Source organism: Bradyrhizobium sp. LCT2 (assembly GCF_009931255.1).
Classification (GTDB): Bacteria; Pseudomonadota; Alphaproteobacteria; order Rhizobiales; family Xanthobacteraceae; genus Bradyrhizobium; species Bradyrhizobium diazoefficiens.
Genome location: NZ_CP034432.1, coordinates 760,765 through 785,199 on the forward strand (window position 1 = coordinate 760,765; position 24,435 = coordinate 785,199).

18 protein-coding genes are annotated in these 24,435 nt (G+C 65.3%); 8 read left to right on the plus strand and 10 right to left on the minus strand.

The window, feature by feature from the left end; translation table 11 throughout:
• Window positions 1–168: 168 nt before the first annotated feature.
• Entirely contained in the window at window positions 169–1,017 is an 849-nt protein-coding gene (locus tag EI171_RS04315; protein ID WP_011083202.1) for a caspase family protein, read from the minus strand.
• A 421-nt stretch (window positions 1,018–1,438) separates the two neighbouring features.
• Here EI171_RS04315 and EI171_RS04320 point away from each other — a divergent pair, with 421 nt between their 5' ends.
• The 3 genes from EI171_RS04320 to EI171_RS04330 all read left to right on the plus strand — a co-directional run bounded on the left by EI171_RS04320 (window position 1,439) and on the right by EI171_RS04330 (window position 5,329).
• Complete coding sequence (locus EI171_RS04320) at window positions 1,439–3,166, plus strand: hypothetical protein (RefSeq protein WP_161532687.1); 1,728 nt, start codon at window positions 1,439–1,441, stop codon at window positions 3,164–3,166.
• Window positions 3,167–3,315: 149 nt separating this feature from the next.
• Window positions 3,316–4,038 (plus strand): thermonuclease family protein, encoded by a 723-nt coding sequence (locus EI171_RS04325; RefSeq protein WP_011083204.1) that lies wholly within the window; start codon window positions 3,316–3,318, stop codon window positions 4,036–4,038.
• 103 nt (window positions 4,039–4,141) lie between these two features.
• Complete coding sequence (locus EI171_RS04330; RefSeq protein WP_011083205.1) at window positions 4,142–5,329, plus strand: alanine--glyoxylate aminotransferase family protein; 1,188 nt, start codon at window positions 4,142–4,144, stop codon at window positions 5,327–5,329.
• A gap of 266 nt (window positions 5,330–5,595) precedes the next feature.
• Here EI171_RS04330 and EI171_RS04335 read toward each other — a convergent pair whose 3' ends face one another.
• Together EI171_RS04335 and EI171_RS04340 are read right to left on the minus strand one after the other, a co-directional pair.
• Window positions 5,596–6,705: a hypothetical protein gene (locus tag EI171_RS04335; RefSeq protein ID WP_161532688.1), complete on the minus strand. Its 1,110-nt coding sequence runs from the start codon at window positions 6,703–6,705 to the stop codon at window positions 5,596–5,598.
• Entirely contained in the window at window positions 6,705–8,141 is a 1,437-nt protein-coding gene (locus tag EI171_RS04340; RefSeq protein ID WP_161532689.1) for an MBOAT family protein, read from the minus strand. The genes EI171_RS04335 and EI171_RS04340 overlap by 1 nt, the downstream gene beginning before the upstream one ends.
• 337 nt (window positions 8,142–8,478) lie before the next feature.
• Here EI171_RS04340 and EI171_RS04345 point away from each other — a divergent pair, with 337 nt between their 5' ends.
• The gene (locus EI171_RS04345; protein WP_161532690.1) at window positions 8,479–10,584 is read left to right on the plus strand and encodes a S9 family peptidase; all 2,106 of its coding nucleotides are present in this window, start codon (window positions 8,479–8,481) and stop codon (window positions 10,582–10,584) included.
• A gap of 46 nt (window positions 10,585–10,630) precedes the next feature.
• Here the strand turns inward: EI171_RS04345 and EI171_RS04350 are convergent, their stop codons facing one another.
• The 5 genes from EI171_RS04350 to EI171_RS04370 all read right to left on the minus strand — a co-directional run bounded on the left by EI171_RS04350 (window position 10,631) and on the right by EI171_RS04370 (window position 15,842).
• The gene (locus EI171_RS04350; RefSeq protein WP_011083209.1) at window positions 10,631–11,350 is read right to left on the minus strand and encodes a ribonuclease activity regulator RraA; all 720 of its coding nucleotides are present in this window, start codon (window positions 11,348–11,350) and stop codon (window positions 10,631–10,633) included.
• Window positions 11,351–11,449: 99 nt separating this feature from the next.
• The gene (araD, locus tag EI171_RS04355) at window positions 11,450–13,189 is read right to left on the minus strand and encodes an L-arabinonate dehydratase (protein WP_161532691.1); all 1,740 of its coding nucleotides are present in this window, start codon (window positions 13,187–13,189) and stop codon (window positions 11,450–11,452) included.
• Window positions 13,186–14,049, minus strand: coding sequence for an ABC transporter permease (locus tag EI171_RS04360; protein WP_161532692.1), 864 nt, complete (start codon window positions 14,047–14,049; stop codon window positions 13,186–13,188). Before EI171_RS04360 ends, araD begins: the two co-directional genes overlap by 4 nt.
• Window positions 14,050–14,061: 12 nt before the next feature.
• Entirely contained in the window at window positions 14,062–14,823 is a 762-nt protein-coding gene (locus EI171_RS04365) for an ABC transporter ATP-binding protein (protein WP_161532693.1), read from the minus strand.
• Entirely contained in the window at window positions 14,823–15,842 is a 1,020-nt protein-coding gene (locus EI171_RS04370) for an ABC transporter substrate-binding protein (protein ID WP_161532694.1), read from the minus strand. Before EI171_RS04370 ends, EI171_RS04365 begins: the two co-directional genes overlap by 1 nt.
• A 94-nt stretch (window positions 15,843–15,936) precedes the next feature.
• Between EI171_RS04370 and EI171_RS04375 the strand changes: the two genes are divergently transcribed.
• Complete coding sequence (locus EI171_RS04375; RefSeq protein ID WP_028175686.1) at window positions 15,937–16,647, plus strand: GntR family transcriptional regulator; 711 nt, start codon at window positions 15,937–15,939, stop codon at window positions 16,645–16,647.
• Here EI171_RS04375 and EI171_RS04380 read toward each other — a convergent pair whose 3' ends face one another.
• Entirely contained in the window at window positions 16,648–18,819 is a 2,172-nt protein-coding gene (locus EI171_RS04380) for a methyl-accepting chemotaxis protein (protein WP_161532695.1), read from the minus strand.
• Between the two features lie 392 nt (window positions 18,820–19,211).
• On the opposite strand from EI171_RS04380, the gene EI171_RS04385 reads away from it, so the two are divergent.
• The gene (locus tag EI171_RS04385) at window positions 19,212–19,631 is read left to right on the plus strand and encodes a response regulator (protein WP_028175688.1); all 420 of its coding nucleotides are present in this window, start codon (window positions 19,212–19,214) and stop codon (window positions 19,629–19,631) included.
• Window positions 19,609–23,205 carry a PAS domain S-box protein gene (locus tag EI171_RS04390; RefSeq protein ID WP_161532696.1) on the plus strand — a complete coding sequence of 1,199 codons (3,597 nt, stop codon included), beginning with the start codon at window positions 19,609–19,611 and terminating at the stop codon, window positions 23,203–23,205. The genes EI171_RS04385 and EI171_RS04390 overlap by 23 nt, the downstream gene beginning before the upstream one ends.
• Before the next feature lie 112 nt (window positions 23,206–23,317).
• Here the strand turns inward: EI171_RS04390 and EI171_RS04395 are convergent, their stop codons facing one another.
• On the minus strand, window positions 23,318–23,953 hold the full coding sequence (locus EI171_RS04395; RefSeq protein ID WP_011083218.1) for a response regulator transcription factor: 636 nt from the start codon (window positions 23,951–23,953) through the stop codon (window positions 23,318–23,320).
• A 166-nt stretch (window positions 23,954–24,119) separates the two neighbouring features.
• Here EI171_RS04395 and EI171_RS04400 point away from each other — a divergent pair, with 166 nt between their 5' ends.
• Window positions 24,120–24,425, plus strand: a complete 306-nt coding sequence (locus EI171_RS04400; RefSeq protein WP_028175690.1) for a hypothetical protein — start codon at window positions 24,120–24,122, stop codon at window positions 24,423–24,425.
• Window positions 24,426–24,435: the final 10 nt, after the last annotated feature.

The following is a 24,435-nucleotide window of genomic DNA, read 5'->3' on the forward strand; positions in this document are numbered from 1 at the left end:
TGGATTGCTTCGCTGCGCTCGCAAGGACGGTGTAGGGGCAGATGTGCGCTACACACGCATATCGTAGGGTGGATTAGCCGAAGGCGTAATCCACCTCTTTGCTTTCCGCTCTGAGAGAGAAGTGGTGGATTACGCTTCGCTAATCCACCCTACAATCGCCGGGAAAAACTAACCGCCGGCTTCGCCGAAATGAACGTCTTCGAGCAGCGAGGAGGAGACGGTCGGGACCTGGTCGCCTTCGGAGGCGCGGGAGATGGCGACGCGGGTCTTGTTGAAGGCGCTTTCGGCGCTGCCCTGCGCAGCGAGGTTGCCGAGCAGCTCGCTCACCAGCACGCTATGCTCGCCCTTGCCGTCGTCGACGACCTTGCCGGGCGAAGCGGAGGAGAGGATCAGCGCATTGTCGGGCGCGCTGATCGGCGCGAGGCCGTGGCTGTAGGAGCGGAAGCGGCGCTCGTAGGGGTTACGGCGGGAGGCATCAACAACGACGAGCTTGGCCTTGGCGCCCTGCTCCTTCATCATGTCGAGCACGCCGTCGATGGAGACGCCCTGGCGGCGGACGTCGCTTTCCTTCCAGATCACGGCGTCGATCGGCAGCATGTAGCTCTGGCGGCCGGCCTGCACGCCGTAGCCGCCGAAGAACAGCATGACGACGGTGTCGCGCTTGATCCGGGACTTCAGGCGGTTGACGGCGCGGACCATGTCGTCCTTGGTCGCGTCTTCCACCATGTCGACGTCAAAGCCGTTCTTGCGCAGGGTCGAGGACAGCGCGCGGGCGTCGTTGATCGACTGCGTCAGCGGCGCGTTGGCGTCGGGATAATGTCCATTGCCGATGACGAGCGCGAGCCGGGAGGCCTGGCCGATCGACCCGGTGACCTGGTCGGTCGTAACAGCCTTGGCGGCATCGAGCGCGCGCATGTTGAGGGCAGCATGGGCGCCGATCACGAGCGAGACCGTGCCGATGAGGGCTGCGGCCACCGCAATCGTGCGTCGGGAAATGTCGAGCTGCCTTACATTCATCTCGCTTCATTCCTGTCAGTGCCAAAGACCGGCCACGCGCGCGCATACAGGTTGAGTAGCGCGATAGCGTCTTTAGGTTTGAGGGATTGGCCGGGGGAGTGCCCCCGAATTGCGCGCAATTTGCGGCGCCGCACCAAACAAACCTTTAACGGGATATAGGGTGTCCCGCAATAGATTGCCCAAAATTTGAGCTAAGTCGCTGAAGATGTTAGTTAATTACCTGACCTGGATTTCTCCGTTTTTGGTATCCCCGTAGCCTTCCGGGCTCTGATCATGCAGCCCTCGTGCCGACTTTTTCCGTGACTGCCATCACATTTGTTTTTCCTGCGAATCCGGGTACTTTTTCAAAGACTTGCAGGGGTGGTGCGCAGATGGGAGCGCACCGGCCGTCCCCGACCAAGGCCCCGCGACCAGGTATTTCATGAGCTTTCATTATTTTGCCGGCGCCGCCTGCCGGGCGCTGACGGCGCGGAAGGACGGCCCCTCGCTTTACGACGTCTGCGATCCCGTATTGTCAGGCCCCGCCAGCGGCGATCCGCATCTGGCCAAATTCTACAAGACCGCACTGGGCAATCCCGCGCTGCGGGTGCTGCTCCGGCGGGCCGGGCTGCCCGAGTTGCGCAACGAGGCCAAGCTCACCCGGCTGCGCGAGGCACTCACCCGCGCCCGCGACGAGGCCGAGCCGGACTGGGCGGCGGTCGGCCAGCCCGTCGCCGATCTCGTCGACAGCATCACGCTCGACCATCCGAGGCCACCGCCGGCGCTGTTCGTCGGCGCCATGCCGCAGGCTTCACAGATCGACGGCGTGATCCGCGACTGCGCGCAGCATCTGCTCGGCTCGTACCGCAAGAACGGTTTCCTGCCGACCTATGCCGCCTTCAACCTGATCGGCGACCCTGATTTCCGGGGACGCGAGCTGACCATGGCGCTCACCGGGTTGAACGCGCGCGGCTACAAGAACTCCTCGCTGCTGTTCAATCTCGCCCGCGTCTTCATCGCGCGCTCGAAGGCAGCCGCCGTGGTCAATCCGCCCTGGACCGGCATCGCCGAGCCGATGTGGGAGCCGGTGCAGATCCGCCACCGCTCGGCCTATTACGATGCGTTCTTCATTGAAGCGCTGCTCAGCTTCGTTGAGACCGGGCTCGCTTCACCGGCCGACAAGACGGCGGCAGAGCGCGCCATCGCCGACATGGTCGATTTCTGCGTCAACATCAGCCGCGAGGAGGTCGAGGGCACCGACGGTGCGCGCTTCAATGTCATCACCGCGCTCGCGCCCGCGCCACATCCGCGCTTTTCCCGCTTCTTCGCCCAGATCAAGCAGGATCTCGGCTTCGGCGTCTATGTGCCGGACTGCGACACCACGGCCTGCTCGATCTCGGCGGCGACGCAGGCGGGCTGCACCGATCCGATCATCGACCAGCCGCTGCTGGATTTCTACAGCAGTTACCAGGTGCGCGCCGGCGTCAACGAGCCGCGCGTGACCGTGCCGCTCAATGACAATATCGACTACGAGGGCGGGGTCGCGACCTGGATCGACAATCTCAGGGGCGAACGGCCCTACGGCAACGATCTCGATCCGACGCTCAATCTCGACATTCTAGAGGTCAGCTTCCGCAACCTCGTGCGCTGGAAGATTCTGGAGACGCCGGCCCGGCTTGCGACCGTGCATCGCATCATCGGCTTCCAGAAGCGGCTCGCGGCCAGCGGCGCCTTCGCCAATCCGCGCTCGCACATCTATTACCTGCCGGAACTCTACAGCGCCTATTTCGGCCGCTGCTATGCCGCCTTCCTCGCGCTGCCGCTGGCGGCGCAGGCGGCGATCGATCCGGACGGCGACTTCGATTTCATCCGCCACCGCGTGCTCTCCTACGTCAAGGGCGAGCTGATGGCCGCCGAGATGAACGTGTTCGACGCGGCACTCGCCTTGATCGCGCTCGGCCATCTCGGCGCCGACCCGCGTGCCTTCGCGCCGGCGCTGAATGTCATCGTCGGCGCCATCGGCGAAGGCGGCCGCCGCGGCCCGTTCCGCGCCTATGAATGGAACAAGATGAAGACGCCGACGCGGATCCTGGTGGGCGGACCGGAGGTGACGTCGGCGTTCGTGCTGATGGCGCTGGCGGTGGCGAAGCGGGCGATGGCGCGGGGGTAACGTGTCTTCCCCCTCCAGGGGAGGGTAAGTGGCGTCCACGACAATGACGGGAAGTTGAAAGCTTAATCGTTAGGCAAGCGCTGGCCGGGCGGCCAAAAGCCGACCACAATTGCGCGGCTTATCGAGATTTTCCTGAACACTGGACCGGCATGTTGCGAAAATTCCTGCTTGCGCTGTCTTTGCTCGCCCCGACGCTCGCCCAGGCCGCCGACATCACCGGCACCGCAAAGGTCCGCGACGGCGATTCCGTCGTGATCGGCAACACGAGGGTCCGGCTCGGCGGCATCGACGCGCCGTCGTCCGACCAGCTCTGCCTCAACACCCATACCGAGCGCTGGACCTGCGGGATCGCGGCACGCGACGAACTCGCCAAATACACCGAGGGCAAGAACTGGGTCTGTCATGCCCGCGCGATCGACCGGCGCGGCCGCACCGTGGCGCGCTGCGAGGTCGGCGGCGAGGACATCCAGAAATGGCTGGTGCGCAGCGGCTGGGCGCTGTCCTACACCCGCGTTTCGCACGATTACGACGCCGACGAGGCTGCCGCGCGTGAGGCTAAGGCCGGCATGTGGCAGGGCGCCTTCATTGCGCCCTGGGACTGGCGCGTGCGCAACAAGAAGACGACGATATTGGGCGCCACCAAGCCGCCGGAGGGAGCGCATGCCGTGCTGCTCGCTTCGGCGTCGGGGCCGGTCGCGCCCTCGCCGGACTGCACCATCAAGGGCAACGTCAACACCGCCGGCGAGTGCATCTATCACCAGCCGACCAGCCGCTGGTACACCCAGATCAAGATGAAGATCAGCAAGGGCACCCGCTGGTTCTGCTCGGTGGAGGAGGCGGAAGCCGCCGGCTGCCGCGAGACCAAACGATAACCCAGCCCTGCATTTTGCGTGCTTTTCTTGGCTTCCAGCAGCGCGTAAAAGTACGACTCGAGCGACCCACCAGCCTGTCCTCCAGCAACAAGGACCAACAGCAATGACCGTTCGCGCGGGCCGGGAATTTCTGGCCATCCCCGGGCCCACCACGATGCCCGACGAGGTGCTGCGGGCGATGCATCGTCCGGCGATCGACATCTACTCCAAGGAGATGCTCGACCTGACGGAGAGCCTGCTCAGCGACATCTCGAAACTGTTTGCGACCAGGGGCAAGTCCTACATCTACATCGCCAACGGTCATGGCGCCTGGGAAGCCGCGCTGAGCAACGTGCTGTCGCGCGGTGACAAGGTGCTGGTGCTGGAGAGCGGCCGCTTCGCGATCGGCTGGGGCAATGCGGCAGCGCTGATGGGTGCCGAGGTCGAGGTGCTCAAGGGCGACTGGCGTCGCGCGGTGCGGCCGCACGAGGTCGAGGAGCGCCTGCGCCGCGACAAGGAGCACAGGATCAAGGCCGTCGTCGTCGTCCAGGTCGATACGGCCTCGGGCGTGCAGAACGACATCGAAGCGATCGGCAAGGCGATCAAGGCGAGCGGTCATCCCGCGCTGTATATGGTCGACACCGTCGCCTCGCTCGGCTGCATGCCGTTCGAGATGGACAAATGGGGCGTGGACGTCGCGATGTCCGGCTCGCAGAAGGGCCTGATGACGCCGCCCGGCCTAGGCTTCGTCTCCGCCAATGCGCGCGCGCTCGAGGTGCACAAGAAGGCGAACATGTCGACGCCCTATTGGAGCTGGAGCGAGCGCGAGGGCACCGAGAATTATCGCAAATATGCCGGCACCGCGCCGGTGCATCTGCTGTTCGCGCTGCGCAAGGCGATCGACCTGCTGCACGAGGAAGGGCTTGAAAACGCCTTCCGCCGCCACAGCCTGCTCGGCGAAGCCGCGCGCCGCGCGGTATCCGCCTGGACGGAGGGCCAGGTGCTCGGCTTCAACATCGCCGAAGCCAGCGAGCGCTCCAACACCGTGACCACGGTGACCATGAGCAACGGCCATGATCCCGCAGTGCTGCAACGCTATTGCAAGGACAAGTGCGGCGTGGTGCTCGGCACCGGCATCGGCGACCTCTCCGGACAAGCCTTCCGCATCGCCCATATGGGCCACATCAACGCGCCGATGCTGCTCGGCACGCTGGGGGTGGTCGAGATCGGCCTCAACGCGCTGAAGATCCCGCACGGCAAGGGCGGGCTGGAGGCGGCGGTCGCGTATCTCGGCGAAGAGGTGGCGGCGTAGGCGCAAGCCACCGCTGTCGTCCCGGCGAAGGCCGGGACCCATACCGCGTGATCTATCAGTGACGCACGGTGTGCGTACCACGAGAAGACTCTTTAACTACGAGTCTTCGCCAAATTCCTCCCTGGGGTTATGGGTCCCGGCCTTCGCCGGGACGACAGCGGGGTTTGGCTACTGCTGACCATCACAGCTGCAGTCTTGTAGCCCGGGTGAGCGAAGCGACACCCGGGATCTGCGCAAGGTCCCGCATATCGCTTCGCTCTTGCGGGCTACGGCTGCGGCACGCGATACGCCTCGACCTGCGCCTTCAGCTTCTCCAGCGACGCCAGCGGCGCCTTCGGATCGACCCGGTATTCCCCGCTCGCCAGCCATTTCAACACCATCGCGTCCACGGCCGGCGAATGGTGGATGACGTCGCCGTAATTGTTGAGGTCGTGGGTCACCGCCTTGATCGCGCGGAAATCGTGGAGGCGCACGTTGGGAAGCTGCGTCAGGCGCTGCGCGATGCGGGCCGTAAGATCGGTGACGATGGTCAGCGTCGCCGGTGAGGCATCGCGCATCGCGACGAATTGCAGGATCGAATAGGGCGGGAAGTAGACGTCGAAGGTCACGTCCGGATGGCGCGCGATCCGGCTGGCGGCGTCACGCTCGAAATGCCTGATCATGGCGTCACGCTCGTAGCCCTCGCCGAGAAAGCTGCTGCGCACCGGATCGGTGATATAGGCGAAGGCGGCGCGTGTCCTCTCGGCGTTGTAGGCGCGCGCGACGTCGAAATCCCGTGGCAGCGCGTAGATGTCGTCGACGTCGGACAGCGCGAACTTGACGGGGAGAAACGGCGCCGCACGGCTCAGCGGCTCCCGCAGCGGCGGGACAGACCGCAGCAGCGCGAACAGGGATTCCTTCGCCATCGGCGCGCTGAACAGATATGCCGCGATCCCCTTGGCCGTCCTCCGATAAAGATCGACGGACAGATAGGGATCGGCCTCGATGCCGGCCGCATCGACAAAGCTGAAATCGTCCATCGCCCAGATCACGCGCCGGACGCCGCGATCGATCGCCTGCTCCAGCACAAAGCCCTGCTGGCGCGAATTGGATCCGGTCATCGCCAGCTTGAGCGAACGGACGCCGAGCGCGCGGTCGATGTCGCTCTGGCGGAAATGGATCGCGAGCGAGGTGCCGATGAAGGCGGTGTCGAACGACTGGCTGCGGATCAGCCCGGCATTCTGCATGCGCGTGTCGTCGGAATAGAACGGCGCGACGAGGCGCGACGGGCGGAACAGTTGCAGGGGATCGACGGCAAAGGTAAGCGCCGCGGCGCCCAGCACGCACGCGACGCTCGCAAGGAGAAGGCGCATCACGCTGGTGAACGATCCCCGCATCAGAACCGGAAGTAGATGAATTCGCTGTGGCTCTGGATGCCCAGAAGCCCGAATGCGAGCACGAGCGATGCACCATAGAGGAACAGCGGCCGCATGCGCCCTGCCCGCAAGCTTTCGCCGACCCTGCGGTTGCCGTGATCGTAGCCCATGATTCCTTGCGTGTTCGGCGCCAGCCACACCAGCGCCGCATAGATCGCGACCTGCACCAGCGCCGCGATCTCCTCGCGGCCGAGGACGATGTTCAAGGGATCAGCCATGGCACTGACGATCCGCAACGCCCAATCGACCCGCTCGGCGCGGAAGAACACCCAGGCGACGACGACGGCGAGGAAGGTCAGCACGGCGCCAAGGATCCGGACCGGGCGCGCATGAAGCGACGGGATGGTCTGCACCAGCGCGCTGAAGGCGTGATTGACGCAGAGATAGGCGCCGTGCAGCGCACCCCACACCACGAATGTCCAGGCCGCGCCGTGCCAGAGCCCGCCGAGCAGCATCGTGATCAGCAAATTGACATAGCGCAGCACGTGGCCGCGGCGGTTGCCGCCGAGCGGGATGTAGAGATAGTCGCGCAGGAATTGCGACAACGTCATGTGCCAGCGGCGCCAGAACTCGACGATGCTCGCAGCCTTGTACGGCGAGTTGAAGTTGACGGGCAGGAAGATGCCGAACATCAGGGATATCCCGATCGCCATGTCGGAATAGCCGGAGAAGTCGAAATAGAGCTGGAACGTGTAGGCGAGCGCACCACACCAAGCCTGGTCGAAGCTCGGCGAGCGCGCTTCGAAGGCGAGCGCGACCAGGGGCTGGATGCCGTCGGCAAGGCAGGTCTTCTTGAACAGGCCGATGGCGAAGATGATGATTCCGCACAGGATCAGATGCGCGTGCGGCTGCTTGGACTCCTCCCGCTCGAATTGCGGGATCATGTCCTTGTGGTGGAGGATCGGCCCCGCGATCAGATGCGGGAAATAGGTCACGAACAGCGCGTAATGCGGCAAGGCATAACGCGCGACCTGGCCGCGATAGGCATCGACCAGAAACGCGATCTGCGTGAACGTGTAGAAGGAGATGCCGACCGGCAGCAGGATGTGGACCGCGACATGCGTGCCGAGCAGCGCATTGAGATTGTCGGCGGCGAAGCCCGCATATTTGAAGATGCCGAGCACGAGGAGGTCGCCGGCGACACCAAGGGCAAGTGCCGCCCGGCGCTGCGTTGGCATGAGCTCCGCTGCAATCAGGAGATGGCCGACACCGTAGTTGAAGGCGATCGACGCCAGCAGCAGCGCGACAAACTGCCAATTGCCGATGGCATAGAAGGCGAGCGAGGCGGCCGCCAGCCAGATCACCGGGGTCAGATTGCCGCGCCGCCCGAGCCAGAAGTACCCGGCCAGCGCAGCCGGCAGGAACAGCAGGATGAACGGGTAGGAATTGAACAGCATCAGGCTGGACCGGCGGCGGGGTACTGCCCCTAAAGCATACAAGGGGGCGATCAACAACCCGGCGACTTGGCGCAGTCCTTTGTCCGGTCCTTGGCGCAGCGACGCTGGCAATCCGCGGAATCGGGACGATATAAGGTGGGACACGCTGTGCTAATTCCCCCTTTCCCCGTTCTTACGGGGAGAGGGTCGGGGTGAGGGGCCTCTCTCCACACGCGAGATGGTCGAGAGACCTGTACCCCCTCACCCGGATTGCATCTTCGATGCAATCCGACCTCTCCTCGCCGGCGGGGAGAGGTAAGGAAGAGGCGCCATACGGACGTGAGATGATGAGGATCGAGTGACCCAGATCAAGACACCTTCCCAGCCCCCCGTCGCCCCGCGCCGGCCGCACAGCTTTACCCGGCACGGCATCACCGTGACCGACGACTATGCCTGGCTGAAGGACGAGAAATGGCAGGAGGTGCTGCGCGACCCCGGGGTGATCAACCCCGACATCCGCAAATATCTGGATGAAGAGAACGTCTACACCGAGAGCCTGCTCGGCCATACCGCAGGCTTGCAGAAGACGCTGGTGCGCGAGATGCGCGGGCGGATCAAGGAGGACGATTCCAGCGTGCCGTCGCCGGACGGCCAGTTCGCCTATTTCCGCAGGTTTCGCGAGGGCGGGCAGCACGAGCTGTTCGGCCGCATGCCGCGCGAGGGCGGCGACGGCCATATCGTGCTCGACGGCGATGCGCTCGCCAAGGACCACAAATATTTCAAGTTCGGCGGCAGCCGGCATTCGCCCGATCACAAGCTGCAGGCCTGGAGCGCCGACACCAAAGGCTCCGAATATTTTTCGATCCGCGTGCGCGACTGGGCGACGGGGAAGGACTTTGACGACCTCGTCGAGGAGACCGACGGCGGCATCGTCTGGAGCAAGGACGCGAAAAGCTTCTTCTATGTGAAGCTCGACGACAATCACCGGCCGATGCAGGTGTGGCGGCACCGGCTGGGGACGAAACAGGCCGACGACACGCTCGTCTATGAGGAGCAGGATTCCGGCTGGTTCACCCATCTGCACGAGAGCACCAGCGGCCGCTTCTGCGTGATCGCGGGCGGCGATCACGAGACCTCCGAGCAGCGGCTGATCGATCTCGAAAGCCCTGATACGCCGCCGCGGCTGGTCGCGGCGCGTGAGGAAGGCGTGCAATATTCGCTGGCCGATCGCGGCGATCAGCTCTTCATCCTCACCAATACCGATGACGCCATCGACTTCAAGATCGTCACCGCACCGCTTAGCTCGCCCGAACGGAAGAACTGGCGCGATCTGATCCCGTATCGTCCGGGGATCTACATCATCGACCTCGATCTCTATGCCGGCCATCTGGTGCGGCTGGAGCGCGCCAATGCGCTGCCGGCGATCGTGATCCGCGATCTCGCATCGAACGAGGAGCATGCCATCGCCTTCGACGAAGCCGCCTATTCGCTCGATACGATGGGCTCCTACGAATTCGAGACGACGAACTTGCGTTTCGCCTATTCGTCGATGACGACGCCGTCGGAGGTCTATGATTACGACATGGCCAAGCGCACGCGGACCTTGCGCAAGCGCCAGGAGATCCCGTCCGGCCACAATGCGAGCGACTACGTCACCACGCGCATCATGGCGAAGGCGCAGGACGGCGCCGAGGTGCCGGTCTCGATTCTCTATCGCCGCGGGCTGAAGCTCGACGGATCGGCACCGCTCCTGCTCTACGGCTACGGCTCCTATGGCATGGCGATGCCGGCCTCGTTCAACGCCAACCGCCTGTCGCTGGTCGATCGCGGCTTCGTCTATGCCATCGCCCACATCCGCGGCGGTGCCGACAAGGGCTGGGGTTGGTATCTCGACGGCAAGCGCGAGAAGAAGACGAATTCGTTCGACGATTTCGCCGCCAGCGCCCGCGCGCTGATCGACGCAAAATACACCAGCGCAAAGCGCATCGTCGGCCATGGCGGCTCGGCCGGCGGCATGCTGATGGGCGCGGTGGCCAACCGCGCCGGCGAGCTGTTCGCCGGCATCGTCGCCGAAGTGCCGTTCGTCGACGTGCTCAACACCATGCTCGACGACACGCTGCCGCTGACGCCACCGGAATGGCCGGAATGGGGCAACCCGATCGAGAGCGAGAAGGATTTTCGCACCATCCTGTCCTACTCGCCCTACGACAATGTCGCGGCCAAGGCCTATCCGGCCATCCTGGCGATGGGCGGATTGACCGATCCGCGCGTTACCTATTGGGAGCCCGCCAAATGGATCGCGCGCCTGCGCGCCACCATGCGCGGCGGCGGCCCGGTGCTGCTGCGCACCAACATGGGCGCCGGCCATGGCGGCGCCTCGGGACGATTTGATCGTCTGGACGAGGTGGCGATCGTCTATGCGTTCGCGCTGTGGGCGGCGGGAATGGCGGAGGCCAGGGTGTAGCCCCGTCGTCGTCCTGGCGAAAGCCAGGACGACGACGGAGTGTAAACTACCTGCCGTTCTTCTTCCGCCATTCCGCGAAGTCGGTGAGCGTCTGCGGATCGGTGGCAGGATAGAGACCGAAGATGCCGCGACCCTTGCCGACCTCCTCGGTGACGAAGTCCTCGAACGCGGTCATCTCGAACGTCTCGTTGGCGATATCGTCGGCAAGATGCGCGGGGATCACGATGACGCCGTCGGCATCGCCCAAAATGACGTCGCCGGGAAACACCGGCGCATCGCCGCAGCCGATCGGCACGTTGATCTCGATCGCCTGATGCAGCGTGAGGTTCGTCGGCGCCGAGGGACGATGGTGGTAGGCGGGGATGCCGAGCTTGGCGATCTCGGCGGAATCGCGAAAGCCGCCGTCGGTGACGACGCCGGCGACGCCGCGCTTCATCAGCCGCGTCACCAGGATCGCACCGGCGGAAGCCGCGCGCGCATCCTTGCGGCTGTCCATCACCAGCACGCTGCCTGCCGGGCAGTCCTCGACCGCCTTGCGCTGCGGATGCGAGCGGTCCTTGAAGACGTCGATGGTGTTGAGGTCCTCGCGCGCCGGCATGTAGCGCAGCGTGAAGGCCTCGCCGACCATGGTCGGCTGGTCAGGACCGAGCGGGTGCACATCCTGGATCATCTGGATGCGCAGGCCGCGCTTGAACAGCGCGGTGGCGACGGTGGCGGTGGAGACGGATTTGAGCTTGTTGCGGGTGGCTTCGCTGAGTTTTGTCATTGGCGCTTTCTTTCTCGTTCGTCATTCCGGGGCGCGCCACTTGGCGCGAACCCGGAATCTCGAGGTTCCGGGTTCGCTTCGCGCCCCGGAACGACGGTGTTAGTAGATCGACGGCTCGCCGATCGGCGCGCCGAAATCGGTCTCGAGGAAGTCGAAGTCGCAGCCGTCATTGGCCTGCTTGATGTGCTTGGTGAACATCCAGCCATAGCCGCGCTCGAAGCGGCGCTCGGGCTGCTTCCAGGCGGCGCGGCGCTTTTCGAGCTCGGCTTCGCTCACATCGAGATTGATGGTGCGCGCGGCGACGTCGAGGGTGATGCGGTCGCCGTTCTGCACCAGGGCCAGCGGGCCGCCGATGTAGGACTCCGGTGAAACGTGCAGGATGCAGGCGCCGTAGCTCGTGCCGCTCATGCGCGCGTCCGAGATGCGCACCATGTCGCGCACGCCCTGCTTCACGAGCTTGGTCGGGATCGGCAACATGCCCCATTCCGGCATGCCAGGTCCGCCCTGCGGCCCCGCATTGCGCAGGATCAGGATGTGGTCCTCGGTGACGTCCAGATTGGGATCGTCGACCGCCTTCTTCATCGACGGATAATCGTCGAACACCAGCGCGGGTCCGGTGTGCTTGAGGAAGCGCGGCGCGCAGGCGGAGGGCTTGATGACGCAGCCGTCGGGCGCGAGATTGCCCTTGAGCACCGCGAGCGCGCCTTCCTTGTAGATGGGATTGTCGACCGAGCGGATCACGTCGTCATTGTGCACCTCGGCATGCGCGATGTTCTCAGCCACCGTCTGGCCGGTGACGGTGATGCAGTCGAGATGCAGATGCGGCTTGATCTGGCCCATCAGCGCCGGCAGGCCGCCGGCATAGAAGAAGTCCTCCATCAGATAGGCATCGCCGCTCGGCCGCACGTTGGCGATCACAGGCACCTTGCGGCTCGCGATCTCGAAATCGTCGAGACCGATGTCCTGGCCGGCACGGCGAGCCTGCGCGATCAGATGGATGATCGCGTTGGTGGAGCAGCCCATCGCCATCGCGACCGCGATCGCGTTCTCGAACGCCTTGCGGGTCTGGATCATCTTCGGCGTCAAATCCTCCCACACCATCTCGACGATGCGGCGGCCACATTCACTGGCCATGCGGATGTGGTTGGCGTCCGCCGCCGGAATCGAGGAGGCGCCCGGCAGCGTCATGCCGATGGCCTCGGCGATCGCGGTCATGGTCGACGCCGTGCCCATGGTCATGCAGGTGCCGTAGCTGCGGGCGATGCCGGCCTCGATGTCGAGCCAGTCCTTGTCGGAGATCTTTCCGGCGCGGCGCTCGTCCCAGTATTTCCAGCCGTCCGAGCCGGAGCCCAGCGTCTTGCCCTTCCAGTTGCCGCGCAGCATGGGACCTGCCGGCAGATAGATCGCCGGGATGTTCATCGAGGTCGCGCCCAGCAGCAGCGCCGGCGTGGTCTTGTCGCAGCCGCCCATCAGCACCACGCCGTCGACGGGATGGCTGCGCAGCAGCTCCTCGGCGTCCATGGCGAGCAGATTGCGGTAGAGCATGGTGGTCGGCTTCAGCAGCGATTCCGACAGCGACAGCGCCGGCAGCTCGAGCGGCAGGCCGCCGGCCATCAGGATGCCGCGCTTGACGTCGTCGACGCGCGACTTGAAGTGCATGTGACAGGGCTGCGCGTCCGACCAGGTGTTGAGGATCGCGATGATCGGACGGTCCTTCCACTCCTCGGGGGCGTAGCCCATCTGCATGGTGCGGGAGCGGTGGCCGAACGAGCGGAGATCGTCGGGCGCGAACCAGCGCGCGCTGCGGAGCTGGTCGGGTGTTTTCTTCTTCTTGGTCATGATTGAGTGCCCCATTTCTGGACCGTGTTCCGCTCGATGGCGCGGAAGATCAGGTTCTCGACAAAGAGCCCGATGATAATCACCGTCAAGAGGCCTGCGAAGACGGCGGGTATGTCGAGGAGGTTGCGGTTCTCGAAGATGAACCAGCCGAGCCCGCCTTGGCCCGAGGACACGCCGAACACGAGCTCGGCCGCGATCAGCGTGCGCCAGGCGAAGGCCCAGCCGATCTTCAGGCCGGTGAGGATCGAGCCGAAGGCGGCGGGGATCAGGATTTTCGCCACATAAGGCAGCCCGCGCAGGCCGTAATTGCGCCCGACCATGCGCAGCGTGTTGGACACACTCTTGAAACCGGAATGGGTGTTGAGCGCGACCGGCCACAGCACCGAATGGATCAGCACGAAGACGAGGCTGCCGTTGCCGAGCCCAAACCAGATCAGTGCCAGCGGCAACAGCGCGATCGCCGGCAGCGGATTGAACATCGCCGTGACGGTCTCGAGGAAATCGGTGCCGATGCGGGTCGAGATCGCAAGCACCGTGAAGATGGCGGCGAGCGCGATGCCGGCCGAATAGCCCATGAACAGGACCTTCAGCGAGGCCCAAGCCCGCATTGGAATCGTGCCGTCCTTCACGCGCTCGAACATCGTGACGATGGTGTCGTGCAGCGTCGGAAACAGCAGGGGATTGTCGAGGGCGACGCCGTAGGCCTCCCAGACCGCCGCCAAGAACAGGATGATGACGGTCTTGCGGACAAAACCGTCGTTCCACAACAGCTCGGCCACGCTCAGCTTGCGCTCGACCTCGGCAGCGCCGCTGGCAGCAGCGACCGGCGCGTCACGCAGCAATATTCTCGCTTCGCCCATGTCGAGGCTCCCTCAATGCGCGGTGGCTTCGGCGGCGAACAGGAGATCGTGGATCTCCTTCTCCAGCCGGCCAGCGCTGCCGTCCGCACTCGAGACCTTGTCGACATCGACCACCTCGGCCTTGACGCGGCCAGGATGCGGCGACAGCAGGAGGATGCGGTTGCCGATGCGGATCGCCTCCGCGATCGAATGGGTCACGAACAGCACCGTGAATTTGGTCTCGCTCCAGAGCTGGAGCAGCTCGTCCTGGCAGGTCCGGCGCGTCAGCGCGTCCAGCGCCGCGAACGGCTCGTCCATCAGCAGGATGTCAGGCTCCATCGCCATGCCGCGCGCGATCGCGACGCGCTGCTTCATGCCGCCGGACAGCGTGTGCGGATAGGCATCGACCACGCGGGTGAGGCCGACCTTCTCGATGTAGGCCCGCGCGCGGGCCTCGGCGTCCTTGCGCGGCAGCTTTCGCGCCGTGAGCAGCGGAAACATCACGTTGGCGAGCACGGTCTTCCAGGGCAGCAGCTGGTCGAACTCCTGGAAGATCATCATGCGGTCGGCGCCCGGGCCGTGGATCTCGCGACCGTTGATACTCATGCGGCCTTCGCTCGGGCTCATGTAGCCGCCGACGGCCTTGAGCAGGGTCGACTTGCCGCAGCCGGACGGTCCGAGCAGCACGAAGCGGTCGGACCTGTCGACGGTGAAGCTCACCCTCTCGGTGGCGGTGACGACGGCGCTGGAGGTCTTATAGCGCAGCGTCACTCCGTTGACGTCGAGCAGCGCCATCAGTTGCCCTTCAGGTCGTGCGCGACGGGGAGATAGTAGTCGGTCCAGGCCTTGGGCTGATTCTTCAGCGTGCCGGTCTTGAAGAGATGGGCGGCGAATTTCATCGTACCCTGCGGCTCGAGATTCCACTCCATCATGCCGGGCTCCTTCAGCAGATCGAGCAGCTCCTCCACCGAGGTCTTGTCGCCGGTGATCTCCTTGTAGATCTCGACGGCTTGCCTGGTGTCGCTGCGGATCAGGTCCTGCGCTTCCTTGGTGGCGTCGCGCACGGCCTGGATGATCTTGGGATTGGCGTCGGCGAATTTGGTCGTGGTGAAGAACTGGGCCTGGCTGAGCGGGCCGCCCATCACGTCGGGCGACGACAGCACGACATGCGCGCCCGGCACGTTCTTCAGCTCCAGGAACGTGAACGGCGGGATCGAGAAGTGGGTGTGCACCTCGTGCTTGGAATTGGCGAGCGCCGCATAGGCGTCGGGATGGCCGAGTTGCACGGTGTTGGCGTCGAGCTTGGACCATTGATCGGCGCCGAAGGCCTCGGCCGCCGCGATCTGAAGCACGATCGCCTGGGTCGAGACTTTCACCGTCGGCACCGCGATCTTGTCGCCGGGGCCGAAATCCCTGATCGACTTGATGTTGGCATCGCGGCTGATCAGCGTCATCGGCTGCGCCGAGGTCGCGACGATGCCCTTCACGCCGCCGCGGGTACGGTCCCACAGCAACAGCAGATTGCCGGTGCCGGTGTTGAGGATGTCGACGCCGCCCGCGAGCAGCGCATCGGTCTGCGCGCCGCCGCCGGAGAAGGTGACCCATTTCGTGGTGACGCCTGATACTCCGAGCGAAGCAGCATGCTTCTCGATCAGCTTCTGCCTCTCCATGATGTGGCTCGGCATGTAGAAGATGCCGGGCTGGCGCGACAGCGAGATCTCGGACTTCTGCTGCGCCTGCGCCGGAGACACCGAGAGGGCGGTTGCGGCGATCAGGGCGGCGGCCGCGAGGTTGCTACGAAGATGCATCATCATTGTTGTGTGTTTCCTCCGGCCAGCGTCGAGCTGCGTTGACCCTGCTGATGCACTAATATATTAGTGCATCAAAGGCAAGCCCGCGGGACCCGACATGGAAGTAACCCATACCGCGCCGCGCGCGGCACGACCCGCCCGGCTCGACCGCGCCCGTCAGGCTGCGCCGCAGGTGTTCGAACGGCTGCGCAATGCGATCATCGCCCTGGAGCTGCCGCCGGGCGCGCCGCTGTCCCGCGCCGAGCTCGCCGGCCAGTTCGGCGTCAGCTCGACGCCGGTGCGCGATGCCTTGATGCGGCTCGAGGAAGAGGGCCTGGTCGACGTCTTTCCGCAGCACGCGACCGTGGTCAGCCGGATCGACATCGGCCGCGCCCAGCAGGCGCATTTCCTGCGCCAGGCGCTGGAGCTCGAGATCGTCCGCCTGCTCGCGGAGAAGCATGACGACGCCCTGATCATCCGCCTCGACCACGCCATCGCACTCCAGCAGCAATTCGCGAAGGCCGGCGAGTTCGAGGCGTTCATGGCCGCCGACAACGACTTCCACGCCCAGCTCTACGCCGCCGCCGGCAAGCAGGAGCTGTGGGCACTGGTGCGCAGCCGCAGCGGCCATATCGACCGGCTGCGCCGGCTGCATCTGCCCTCACCGGGCAAGGCCCAGAACATCGTGCGCCATCACAGGCTGATCACCCGCGCGATCGAGACCGGGGACGCCGACGCCGCGCAACAGCATCTGCGCAAGCATCTGTCGGGCACGCTGAGCGAGCTCGACAAGATCCGGAGCCACCACCCGGAGTACCTGACGGACTAGTCAGGCGGCGTTGCGCCGGTCCGGCCCGCGATAATCGGCATCGTCGCTGTTGCGGCGGTCCATCGGACCAGTGCGCAGCCTGACGAAGAAGGCCTGGACCTCGGTGGCGAGACGTTCGGCTGCTCCCGAAACGTGGTTCGCGGCGCCCATCACGTCGTCGGCCGAGCGGTTGGTTTCCGCGATGGCGCCGGAGACGGTCCCGATGCTGGTCGCCAGCGTCTGCGTGCCCGACGCCGCCATCTGGACGTTCTGCGAGATCTCCCGCGTCGCGGCGCCCTGCTCCTCCACGGCGCTGGCAATCGCCGCGGTCACCTCGTCGATCCGGCGCATGGCGGTTGCGACCTCCTTGACGGAGGCGACTGCGCTGCCGGTCGAGTTCTGGATCGCGGCAATGTGCTGGGCGATATCCTGCGTCGCATTGCGGGTCTGGTCGGCCAGCGCCTTGACCTCGGAAGCCACCACGGCAAAGCCGCGACCCGCCTCGCCGGCGCGTGCGGCCTCGATGGTGGCGTTGAGCGCCAGGAGGTTGGTCTGGGCCGCGATCGCCTGGATCAGGTCGACCACCGAGCTGATGCTCTGCGCCGCTTGCGCGAGCCCCTCGATCTCGCTCTCCGAGCGCGCGGTCACCTCGCCCGCCGACCGCACGGTCTTGTTCGACAGTTCGATCTGCCGGCCGATCTCGACGATGGAGCTCGCGAGCTGCTCGGCCGCCGCGGCGACGGTCTGGACGTTGACCGCGGTCTGTTCGGATGCGGTCGCTGCGGACGCGGCCTGGCTCGTCGCATGGTTGGCGATGCCGCCGAGGCTCTCTGCGGTCTGCCGCATGGTGCCGGCGTTCTCGCCGACCAGCGCGAGCAGGTCGCGCGAGGTCCCGCGAAATTCCTCGACCGCGTCCTCCATGTTGCGGTTGGCCGCTTCGCGCGCCTCCGCCTCGCGCGCGAGAGACGCCGCCGCCTGTTGCTGGGCGATGACGTTGTCGCGGAACTTCGCCACCGCCTGCGAGACCACTCCGATCTCGTCGCCGCGCCCGGCCGTCTTGAATTCGACACTGGTGTCGCCCCCGGACAGGCGCGCGGAATCGCCCACCAGCTCGACGATCGGACGGGTGATGGAGCGCGCAACCAGGATCGCAATCGTTGTCCCGAGCGCAAGCCCCGCGGCGAGCAGGATCCATTGCAGCAGCAGCAACCTCTCGACCGCGTCAGCCACGCTGCGGGCGTCCTCGGCGAGCTTCGACTGCTGGTCGCTCTTGAGTCCGCCGGAGCGCTTGCCATCGGTGTCCTTGCGACCGTCGAGCAGATCGAGGATGCGGGCCGCGCGCGGCGCGGCTTCGGTGGACAGGATGAAGACCGGCATGTTCCATTGCGGCGTCTGGCGGATCGCGAAGATCTTCTGCGGCAGCGGGGTGAAGGCCTCGTTCGCCCTGGCGATGGCCCGGTAAGCGGACGCCTGCCTTTCGGTGAGCAGATCCGCCTGGGTGCCGACCGATGCGAGCGCGGCCCTGAAGGTCGCCAGCGGCTTTTCGAACTTGTCACGGTCGGCCGCCTCGCCCGAGGCGACGTAGAGCCGCAATTGCGATCCCGCCGCGGCGAGATTGCCGCGCACGTCGGCGAAGGTCTTGAGCAGGCGCTTGCGCTGGGGCGTCGCCTCCAGCGCCTCCTCCTCGTCGATCATCGAGGTGATCTCGGCGAACATGGTCGCGATCAGCGGCGCGGCCTCCTTGGCCAGGAGCTCGCTCGCCGGATAGGCCGACGGGGTGAAGGCGGCGAGCTCGGCCTTGTCCTGGGCCTGGCGGAATTCCGCGATCAGCGCCCTGGCTTCGCTCCAGTTGGTCTTGTTCTGCGGGTTGGAAAACCCCTCCGCCATGCGGTCGACCGCGGCGGCGGTGCGATCCAGGTCGGCCCAGACCGCCGCCCGGTCACGCTTGCCCTGCGCATCGCCGGTCAGCAGATAGCCGCGCAGCACCGAGAGCGTGGAGTAGAGATTGCCGACGAGCTCCGTGCTTGCGACCGCGACCGGCGCTCGCAGGTCCACGACCGTCTTGATCCGCGACGAGATGTCCGAGACGGCGGCGACGGTGTAGATCACGGTCGCGGCGAGCAGGACGCAGATCAGCGCAAAGCCGCCGAGCAGCCGGGTCCGAATTCCGGTGTTCGCAATCGATTTGAACATGAGGGGTCTCGTGCTGATGGCCGGTTGGAAGGGCCGGCCTGGTCGGATGCCAGAATGCAAAATGAAATGCGCGAAATACTGATACGAGGACTATCGGAGATTGTAGTCAGCGGCCTTTAATCCATAGTGAAGGCTCGGGTTCCGTACAACTACGGCGAGAGAAATATCTCCCGATGCTAAAATGGGTTACGATGTTTGGAACCAGGCCCGACCTCAAATGCACGCAAGAGTGCGTATGAAGTGCAAGGAATTGCCTCCCGGCGCGCCAGGAAAGGCAATCGCGGCAGACGCGAGGCGCTTGCGGGGCGGATAGAATCCGCGCAACAATTTCGTATTTGATGCCTTGATTTGCGGTCACTGGAACGTCCCAGCCGACCCGGAGGAATTCAGACGTGGCCAACATCCTGATCGTGGATGACGACCCGGCCGTGCAGATCACGATCCGGCTGCTTCTGGAGAGAGCCGGTCATCACGTCACCGTCGCCGGCGACGGCCACAAGGGACTTGCGCTGTTCGAGGCCAGCCCGTTCGACCTCCTGTTTCTCGACATCTTCATGCCCGGCATGGACGGGCTGGAGACGATGCGCCACATCCGGGCGCTAGCCCCGGCGATTCCGATCATCGTCATTTCCGGCCGATCAATCACGCCGGACCCCTATGCGGAGCCGGATTTCCTGAAGATGGCGACCAAGCTCGGCGCAGTGGCAAGCCTTCAGAAGCCGTTCCGGGCAGACGCGTTGCTCGCCGCGGTGAGCGGCTGCCTCGACGCGGGCAAGCCGGAGGGGCCCGATGTCAGTACCGGCCGCCGATGACGAGGGCGTCTCCTCTGCTGCAGGCCAGAACACGCACGGTCATCCGGGAACCCCTGCGAATATCTCCATGACCCTCGCAACCCGGCTGGCCATCGCGATGATCCTGCTGGTGGCGGCTACCGTGACCGCCGTCGGCTGGCTGGGCTATCGCAACATCACACAAGCCGTCATTCCGCGGGTGCTGGAGCGGGTCGAAGCCCAGTCACGCCTGCTGGCCACCAATCTTGAATCCTACGTTGCCGGCGTTCGCGGCGATTTGGTCGGCTATCGCTCCGCCGCGGCAATCAACGGTCTGATCCGGGCCCACCTCGGCGGAGGAATTGACGCTCTTGACGGCGTCTCGGAGCAGACCTGGCGCGAGCGTATCGCGGCGCGGCTCGCGGCCGAGATCGAGGCCAAGCCCAGCTATGGACAGTTTCGAATCATCGGTCTTGACGACGACCAGCGCGAGCTGGTCCGCGTCGATCGCTCCGGCCCGAACGGAGCAGTACGAGTTGCCCCCGACAGCGAACTGGAGCGCAAGAGCGAACGAACCTACTTTCAGGAAACGATACGACTGGCGCCGGGCGAGATTTATGTGTCGCCCATCGAACTCGCGACCCGCCAGGGGGGAACCACGGCCTTGCACACTCCGACCCTGCGGGCCGCGACGCCGCTGTTCACGCCCGACGGCAAGCCGTTCGGCATCATCATCGCCAATATCGACATGCGTCCGGTACTCGACCGCATTCGCTCGACGACGAGCTCGGGAGGCGAGATCTACGTCGTGAATGCGCGCGGCGACTATCTGGTTCATCCCGATCAGACGCGAGAATTCGGCTCGTTGCGCGCCCCCCCCACCAACTGGCGCAGTGATTTTCCATTTTTCTCAGCCCTGGCAGGCTCGCCGGGAGTATCCACGCAGCTCGCGACCGATGGATCGGGCCGGCCGAGCGGCGCGGCGATCGCGCCTGCGCTGCTTGCGAGCAAGGAATGGGTCGCAATCATCGTGACCATTCCCCCGGCCGTCTTTGGCCGCGTGCCGGCCGCCATTCAAAAAACGTCCTTGCTCGTCGGCTTGCTTGCCGTCCTCGCCGCGGCTTCGCTCGCGGTGCTGCTGGCGCGCTCCCTGACTCGCCCGATCGGGCGCCTGACCGCGGCCGTGGAGGCCATCGGCAGCGGACGGCCAGCGGACATTCCCGTCGATGCAAGCGGCGAGACGGGCGTGCTGGCGCGGGCCTTTGCCCACATGGTCGAGGAGATGAAGGCAAAGACGTCGGCACTGGAGCACGAGGTCGAGGAGCGGCGTCGCACCGAGGCCGTCCGCGACCAGCTCGCCGTCCGCGAAAGCCTGTTCAGCGCGGCGGTCCAATCCTCCGACGATTCGATCGTCCTGCAAACGCTCGACGGCATCATCATCGGCTGGAACGCGGCAGCCGAACGCCTCTACGGCTATTCGGCCGAGGAAGCGATCGGACAGCCGACGTCGATCCTGCTTCCGCCGGATCGCCGCGAGGAGGGCAAGGACTATCTTCGGCGGATTGCGAGGGGTGAGCGGATCGAACATTTCGAAACCGCGCGCCTGCGCAAGGATGGCAGCCCGGTCGAAATCTCGGTGAGCCTCTCACCGATCAGGGGCCCCTCCGGCGAGATCATCGGCGCCTCGGGCTCGGCGCGCAGCCTCACCGAGGCGCGACGGACCGAGCGGGCGCTACAGCAGCAGCTAGAGGAGCGGCGACAGCTTTTCGACGCCTCGCAGGACCTGATCATGATCATGGACTCGCAGGGCCATATCGCGCAGATCAGCCCGAGCTGCGAGGCCATTCTCGGCTACCGGCCCGACGACATGATCGGCTACAGCGGCGCCGATTTCATCCACCCGGCCCATCTCGAACAATCGCGCGAGGAAATGCGCGCACTCAGGCGCGGCGGGCACCCGAAGCTCGCCGACACCCGCTGCCTCCACAGGGACGGACGCGAGATCTGGCTGTCCTGGCTCGGCAACTGGTCCGATCAGGCCAAGCGCTACTTCTTCGTCGGGCGCGACATGACCGAGGCAAGGCTGGCCGAGGAGTCCTTGCGCGAAAGCGAGCAGCTGGCCCGCAACATCGTCGAGACCGCGCTCGACGCCTTCGTCCAGACCGACGACCGCAGCATCATCCTGAACTGGAGCTCGCGGGCCGAAGAGCTGTTCGGCTGGCGCCGCGACGAAGCGCTGGGCAGGAATGCGATCGACCTCATCGTCGCCACAGGTGAGCGCGAGAGGGTCAAGGCGGGTCTCGCACGCTTCCTCGATTCCGGAGACGGTCAGACGCTCAATCGCCGCCGCGAGCTGGTCTGCTGCCGCCGTGACGGCAAGGAATTCAAGGCCGAACTGAGCGTCACGGCGCTGAAGCGCCGCGAAGGCATTCTGTTCAACGTCTTCTACCGCGACCTCACCGATAAGATCGCGTCCGAGGAACGCATCCGCCATGCGGAGAAGATGGAGGCGGTCGGCCAGCTCACCGGCGGCGTGGCGCACGACTTCAACAACATCCTCACCGTGATCACCGGGACGATCGAAATCCTCAGCGACGCAGTGGCCAAGGAGCCCGAGCTTGCGGCGATCACCCGGATGATCGACGAGGCCGCCGGCCGCGGCGCCGAGCTGACCCAGCACCTGCTCGCGTTCGCGCGCAAGCAGCCGCTCCAGCCGCGCGAGGTCGACATCAACTCGCTGATCGTCGACACCGCAAAGCTGCTGCGGCCGACGCTGGGCGAGCAGATCCAGATCGAATCCGTGTTCGAGGAGGAGAGCTGCGTTGCGATCGTCGATCCCAACCAGCTCACCACCGCGATCCTCAACCTCGCGCTCAACGCCCGCGACGCCATGCCCGGCGGCGGCAAGCTGATCGTGGAGACGGGCGCCGCCTATCTCGACGAGGTCTATGCCAGCGTCAACGACGTCCGGCCCGGGCACTACGTGCTGATCGCCGTGAGCGACACCGGAACCGGCATTCCGTCCAACATGCTGACCAGGGTGTTCGATCCCTTCTTCACCTCGAAGGGACCGGGCAAGGGCACCGGACTCGGGCTTTCGATGGTCTACGGCTTCATCAAGCAGTCCGCGGGCCACATCAAGATCTACAGCGAGGAAGGCCACGGCACCACGATCAAGATGTACCTGCCGCCGGGCAAGACGGCGACGGCGGTCGGCGACGGTGTGATCCCTGCGACGATCGAGGGCGGACACGAGACGATCCTGGTGGTCGAGGACGACCGGCTGGTGCGCGACTACGTCCTGGCGCAGCTGCATGCGCTGGGCTACGTCACCTTGCAGGCTGCGAACGCCGCGGAAGCGCTCGCGATCGTCGCCGCCGGAAAGCCGTTCGACCTCCTGTTCACCGACGTCATCATGCCCGGCAGGATGAACGGACGGCAGCTCGCCGACGAGCTGATGAAGACGCGCCCCGATCTCAGGGTGGTCTACACGTCAGGCTATACCGAGAATGCGATCATCCATCACGGCCGGCTGGATTCGGGCGTTCTGCTGCTCGCAAAGCCCTACCGCAAATCGGATCTCGCGCGGATCATCCGCAAGGCGCTGCTGGGGTGAGGCTTGGGAGTCATTCCGGACGCGCGTAGCGCGATCCGGAATCTCGAGATTCCGGGTTCGATGCTCCGCATCGCCCCGGAATGACGAAGAAATGTCCGCGATGCAACCGACCCTACGACGCGCGCTGCGCCGCGGTCATCACGATCCGGATCAGGTCGGCGGCATTGCGCGCACCGAGCTTCTTCATGATGTTGGCGCGGTGGTCCTCGATGGTGCGCGGGCTGATGCCGAGAGTGCGGCCGGCTTCCTTGTTGGAAGCGCCGGCGGCGAACTGCTCGAGCACCTCGCGTTCGCGCCGCGTCAACGGCTCGCGTCCGGGGAAATGCAGCGAGCCGAATTTCGGCGCTGCGTTCTCCGCCTGCCTGCGTGCATAGGCGCCGATCGCCTCGTCGAGGCGGCCGACGATCTCGCTGCCGCGGAACGGCTTCTCGATGAAGTCGAGCGCGCCGCTCTTGATGGCGCCCACCGCCATTGTGATGTCGCCCTGCCCGGAGATCATGAAGATCGGCGCCGGATAATCCTCACCGTGCAGCTCCTTCAGAATGTCGAGACCCGACTTTCCGGGAATGTGCACGTCGAGCAGGATCGCAGCCGGTGTGCGGTTTCGCGCGACGGAGAGCAGCGCTGCGCCGTCCGCAAAACAGATCACCTCATAGCCCGCCGCCTTCAACACCATCGACAAGGTGTCGCGAACAGCCGGGTCGTCGTCGACTACGAAGATTTCACCGCGAGAGGTTTGTTCGGCCATGTGCCATGTCCAATTGGCATTAGAGTCCATTCGGCATTGAGGACTCGCGTCCGCGCCAACCGTTATGGCGTTCGGCGCGGATTCGGCCCACCCGTATTTGTACGGGACATAGACTTAACGCACAAGTAGCGGCATGGCGCCTAATTGCGGGGGACGGAGAATATCCATGCTAAATTTGGCCAGCACGCCACCTCTCGTCACGACGCCCGAGGCCGACAGCCGTCAGTTGATTGCGGCCGACCTTCGCTGCCTGATCGCGCAGATCGAGAGCAGCATGCGCCTGATCGACGCAGCCATGATCGACGCAGGCCCGGAGCAGGACGACAACGGCGATCAGGCCGGTTCCGCCGACATTTTCGTGCTCGACGACGTCACGCCGCGCTATGCCACGGCGAGTGCCGCCCTCAACGTCTGCCGGGCGGGCCTTGGCCACGCCCTGCAATACCTGTCGGATTCCGGCGACCCGGTGTAGGTCGCGATCG

Bases quoted from the DNA above. Each gene is read 5' to 3' on its own strand.
- EI171_RS04315 (WP_011083202.1), bottom strand. From the start codon at position 1,017: ATGAATGTAAGGCAGCTCGACATTTCCCGACGCACGATTGCGGTGGCC.
- EI171_RS04320 (WP_161532687.1), top strand. From the start codon at position 1,439: ATGAGCTTTCATTATTTTGCCGGCGCCGCCTGCCGGGCGCTGACGGCG.
- EI171_RS04325 (WP_011083204.1), top strand. From the start codon at position 3,316: ATGTTGCGAAAATTCCTGCTTGCGCTGTCTTTGCTCGCCCCGACGCTC.
- EI171_RS04330 (WP_011083205.1), top strand. From the start codon at position 4,142: ATGACCGTTCGCGCGGGCCGGGAATTTCTGGCCATCCCCGGGCCCACC.
- EI171_RS04335 (WP_161532688.1), bottom strand. From the start codon at position 6,705: ATGCGGGGATCGTTCACCAGCGTGATGCGCCTTCTCCTTGCGAGCGTC.
- EI171_RS04340 (WP_161532689.1), bottom strand. From the start codon at position 8,141: ATGCTGTTCAATTCCTACCCGTTCATCCTGCTGTTCCTGCCGGCTGCG.
- EI171_RS04350 (WP_011083209.1), bottom strand. From the start codon at position 11,350: ATGACAAAACTCAGCGAAGCCACCCGCAACAAGCTCAAATCCGTCTCC.
- araD (WP_161532691.1), bottom strand. From the start codon at position 13,189: ATGACCAAGAAGAAGAAAACACCCGACCAGCTCCGCAGCGCGCGCTGG.
- EI171_RS04360 (WP_161532692.1), bottom strand. From the start codon at position 14,049: ATGGGCGAAGCGAGAATATTGCTGCGTGACGCGCCGGTCGCTGCTGCC.
- EI171_RS04365 (WP_161532693.1), bottom strand. From the start codon at position 14,823: ATGGCGCTGCTCGACGTCAACGGAGTGACGCTGCGCTATAAGACCTCC.
- EI171_RS04370 (WP_161532694.1), bottom strand. From the start codon at position 15,842: ATGATGATGCATCTTCGTAGCAACCTCGCGGCCGCCGCCCTGATCGCC.
- EI171_RS04375 (WP_028175686.1), top strand. From the start codon at position 15,937: ATGGAAGTAACCCATACCGCGCCGCGCGCGGCACGACCCGCCCGGCTC.
- EI171_RS04380 (WP_161532695.1), bottom strand. From the start codon at position 18,819: ATGTTCAAATCGATTGCGAACACCGGAATTCGGACCCGGCTGCTCGGC.
- EI171_RS04390 (WP_161532696.1), top strand. From the start codon at position 19,609: ATGTCAGTACCGGCCGCCGATGACGAGGGCGTCTCCTCTGCTGCAGGC.
- EI171_RS04395 (WP_011083218.1), bottom strand. From the start codon at position 23,953: ATGGCCGAACAAACCTCTCGCGGTGAAATCTTCGTAGTCGACGACGAC.
- EI171_RS04400 (WP_028175690.1), top strand. From the start codon at position 24,120: ATGCTAAATTTGGCCAGCACGCCACCTCTCGTCACGACGCCCGAGGCC.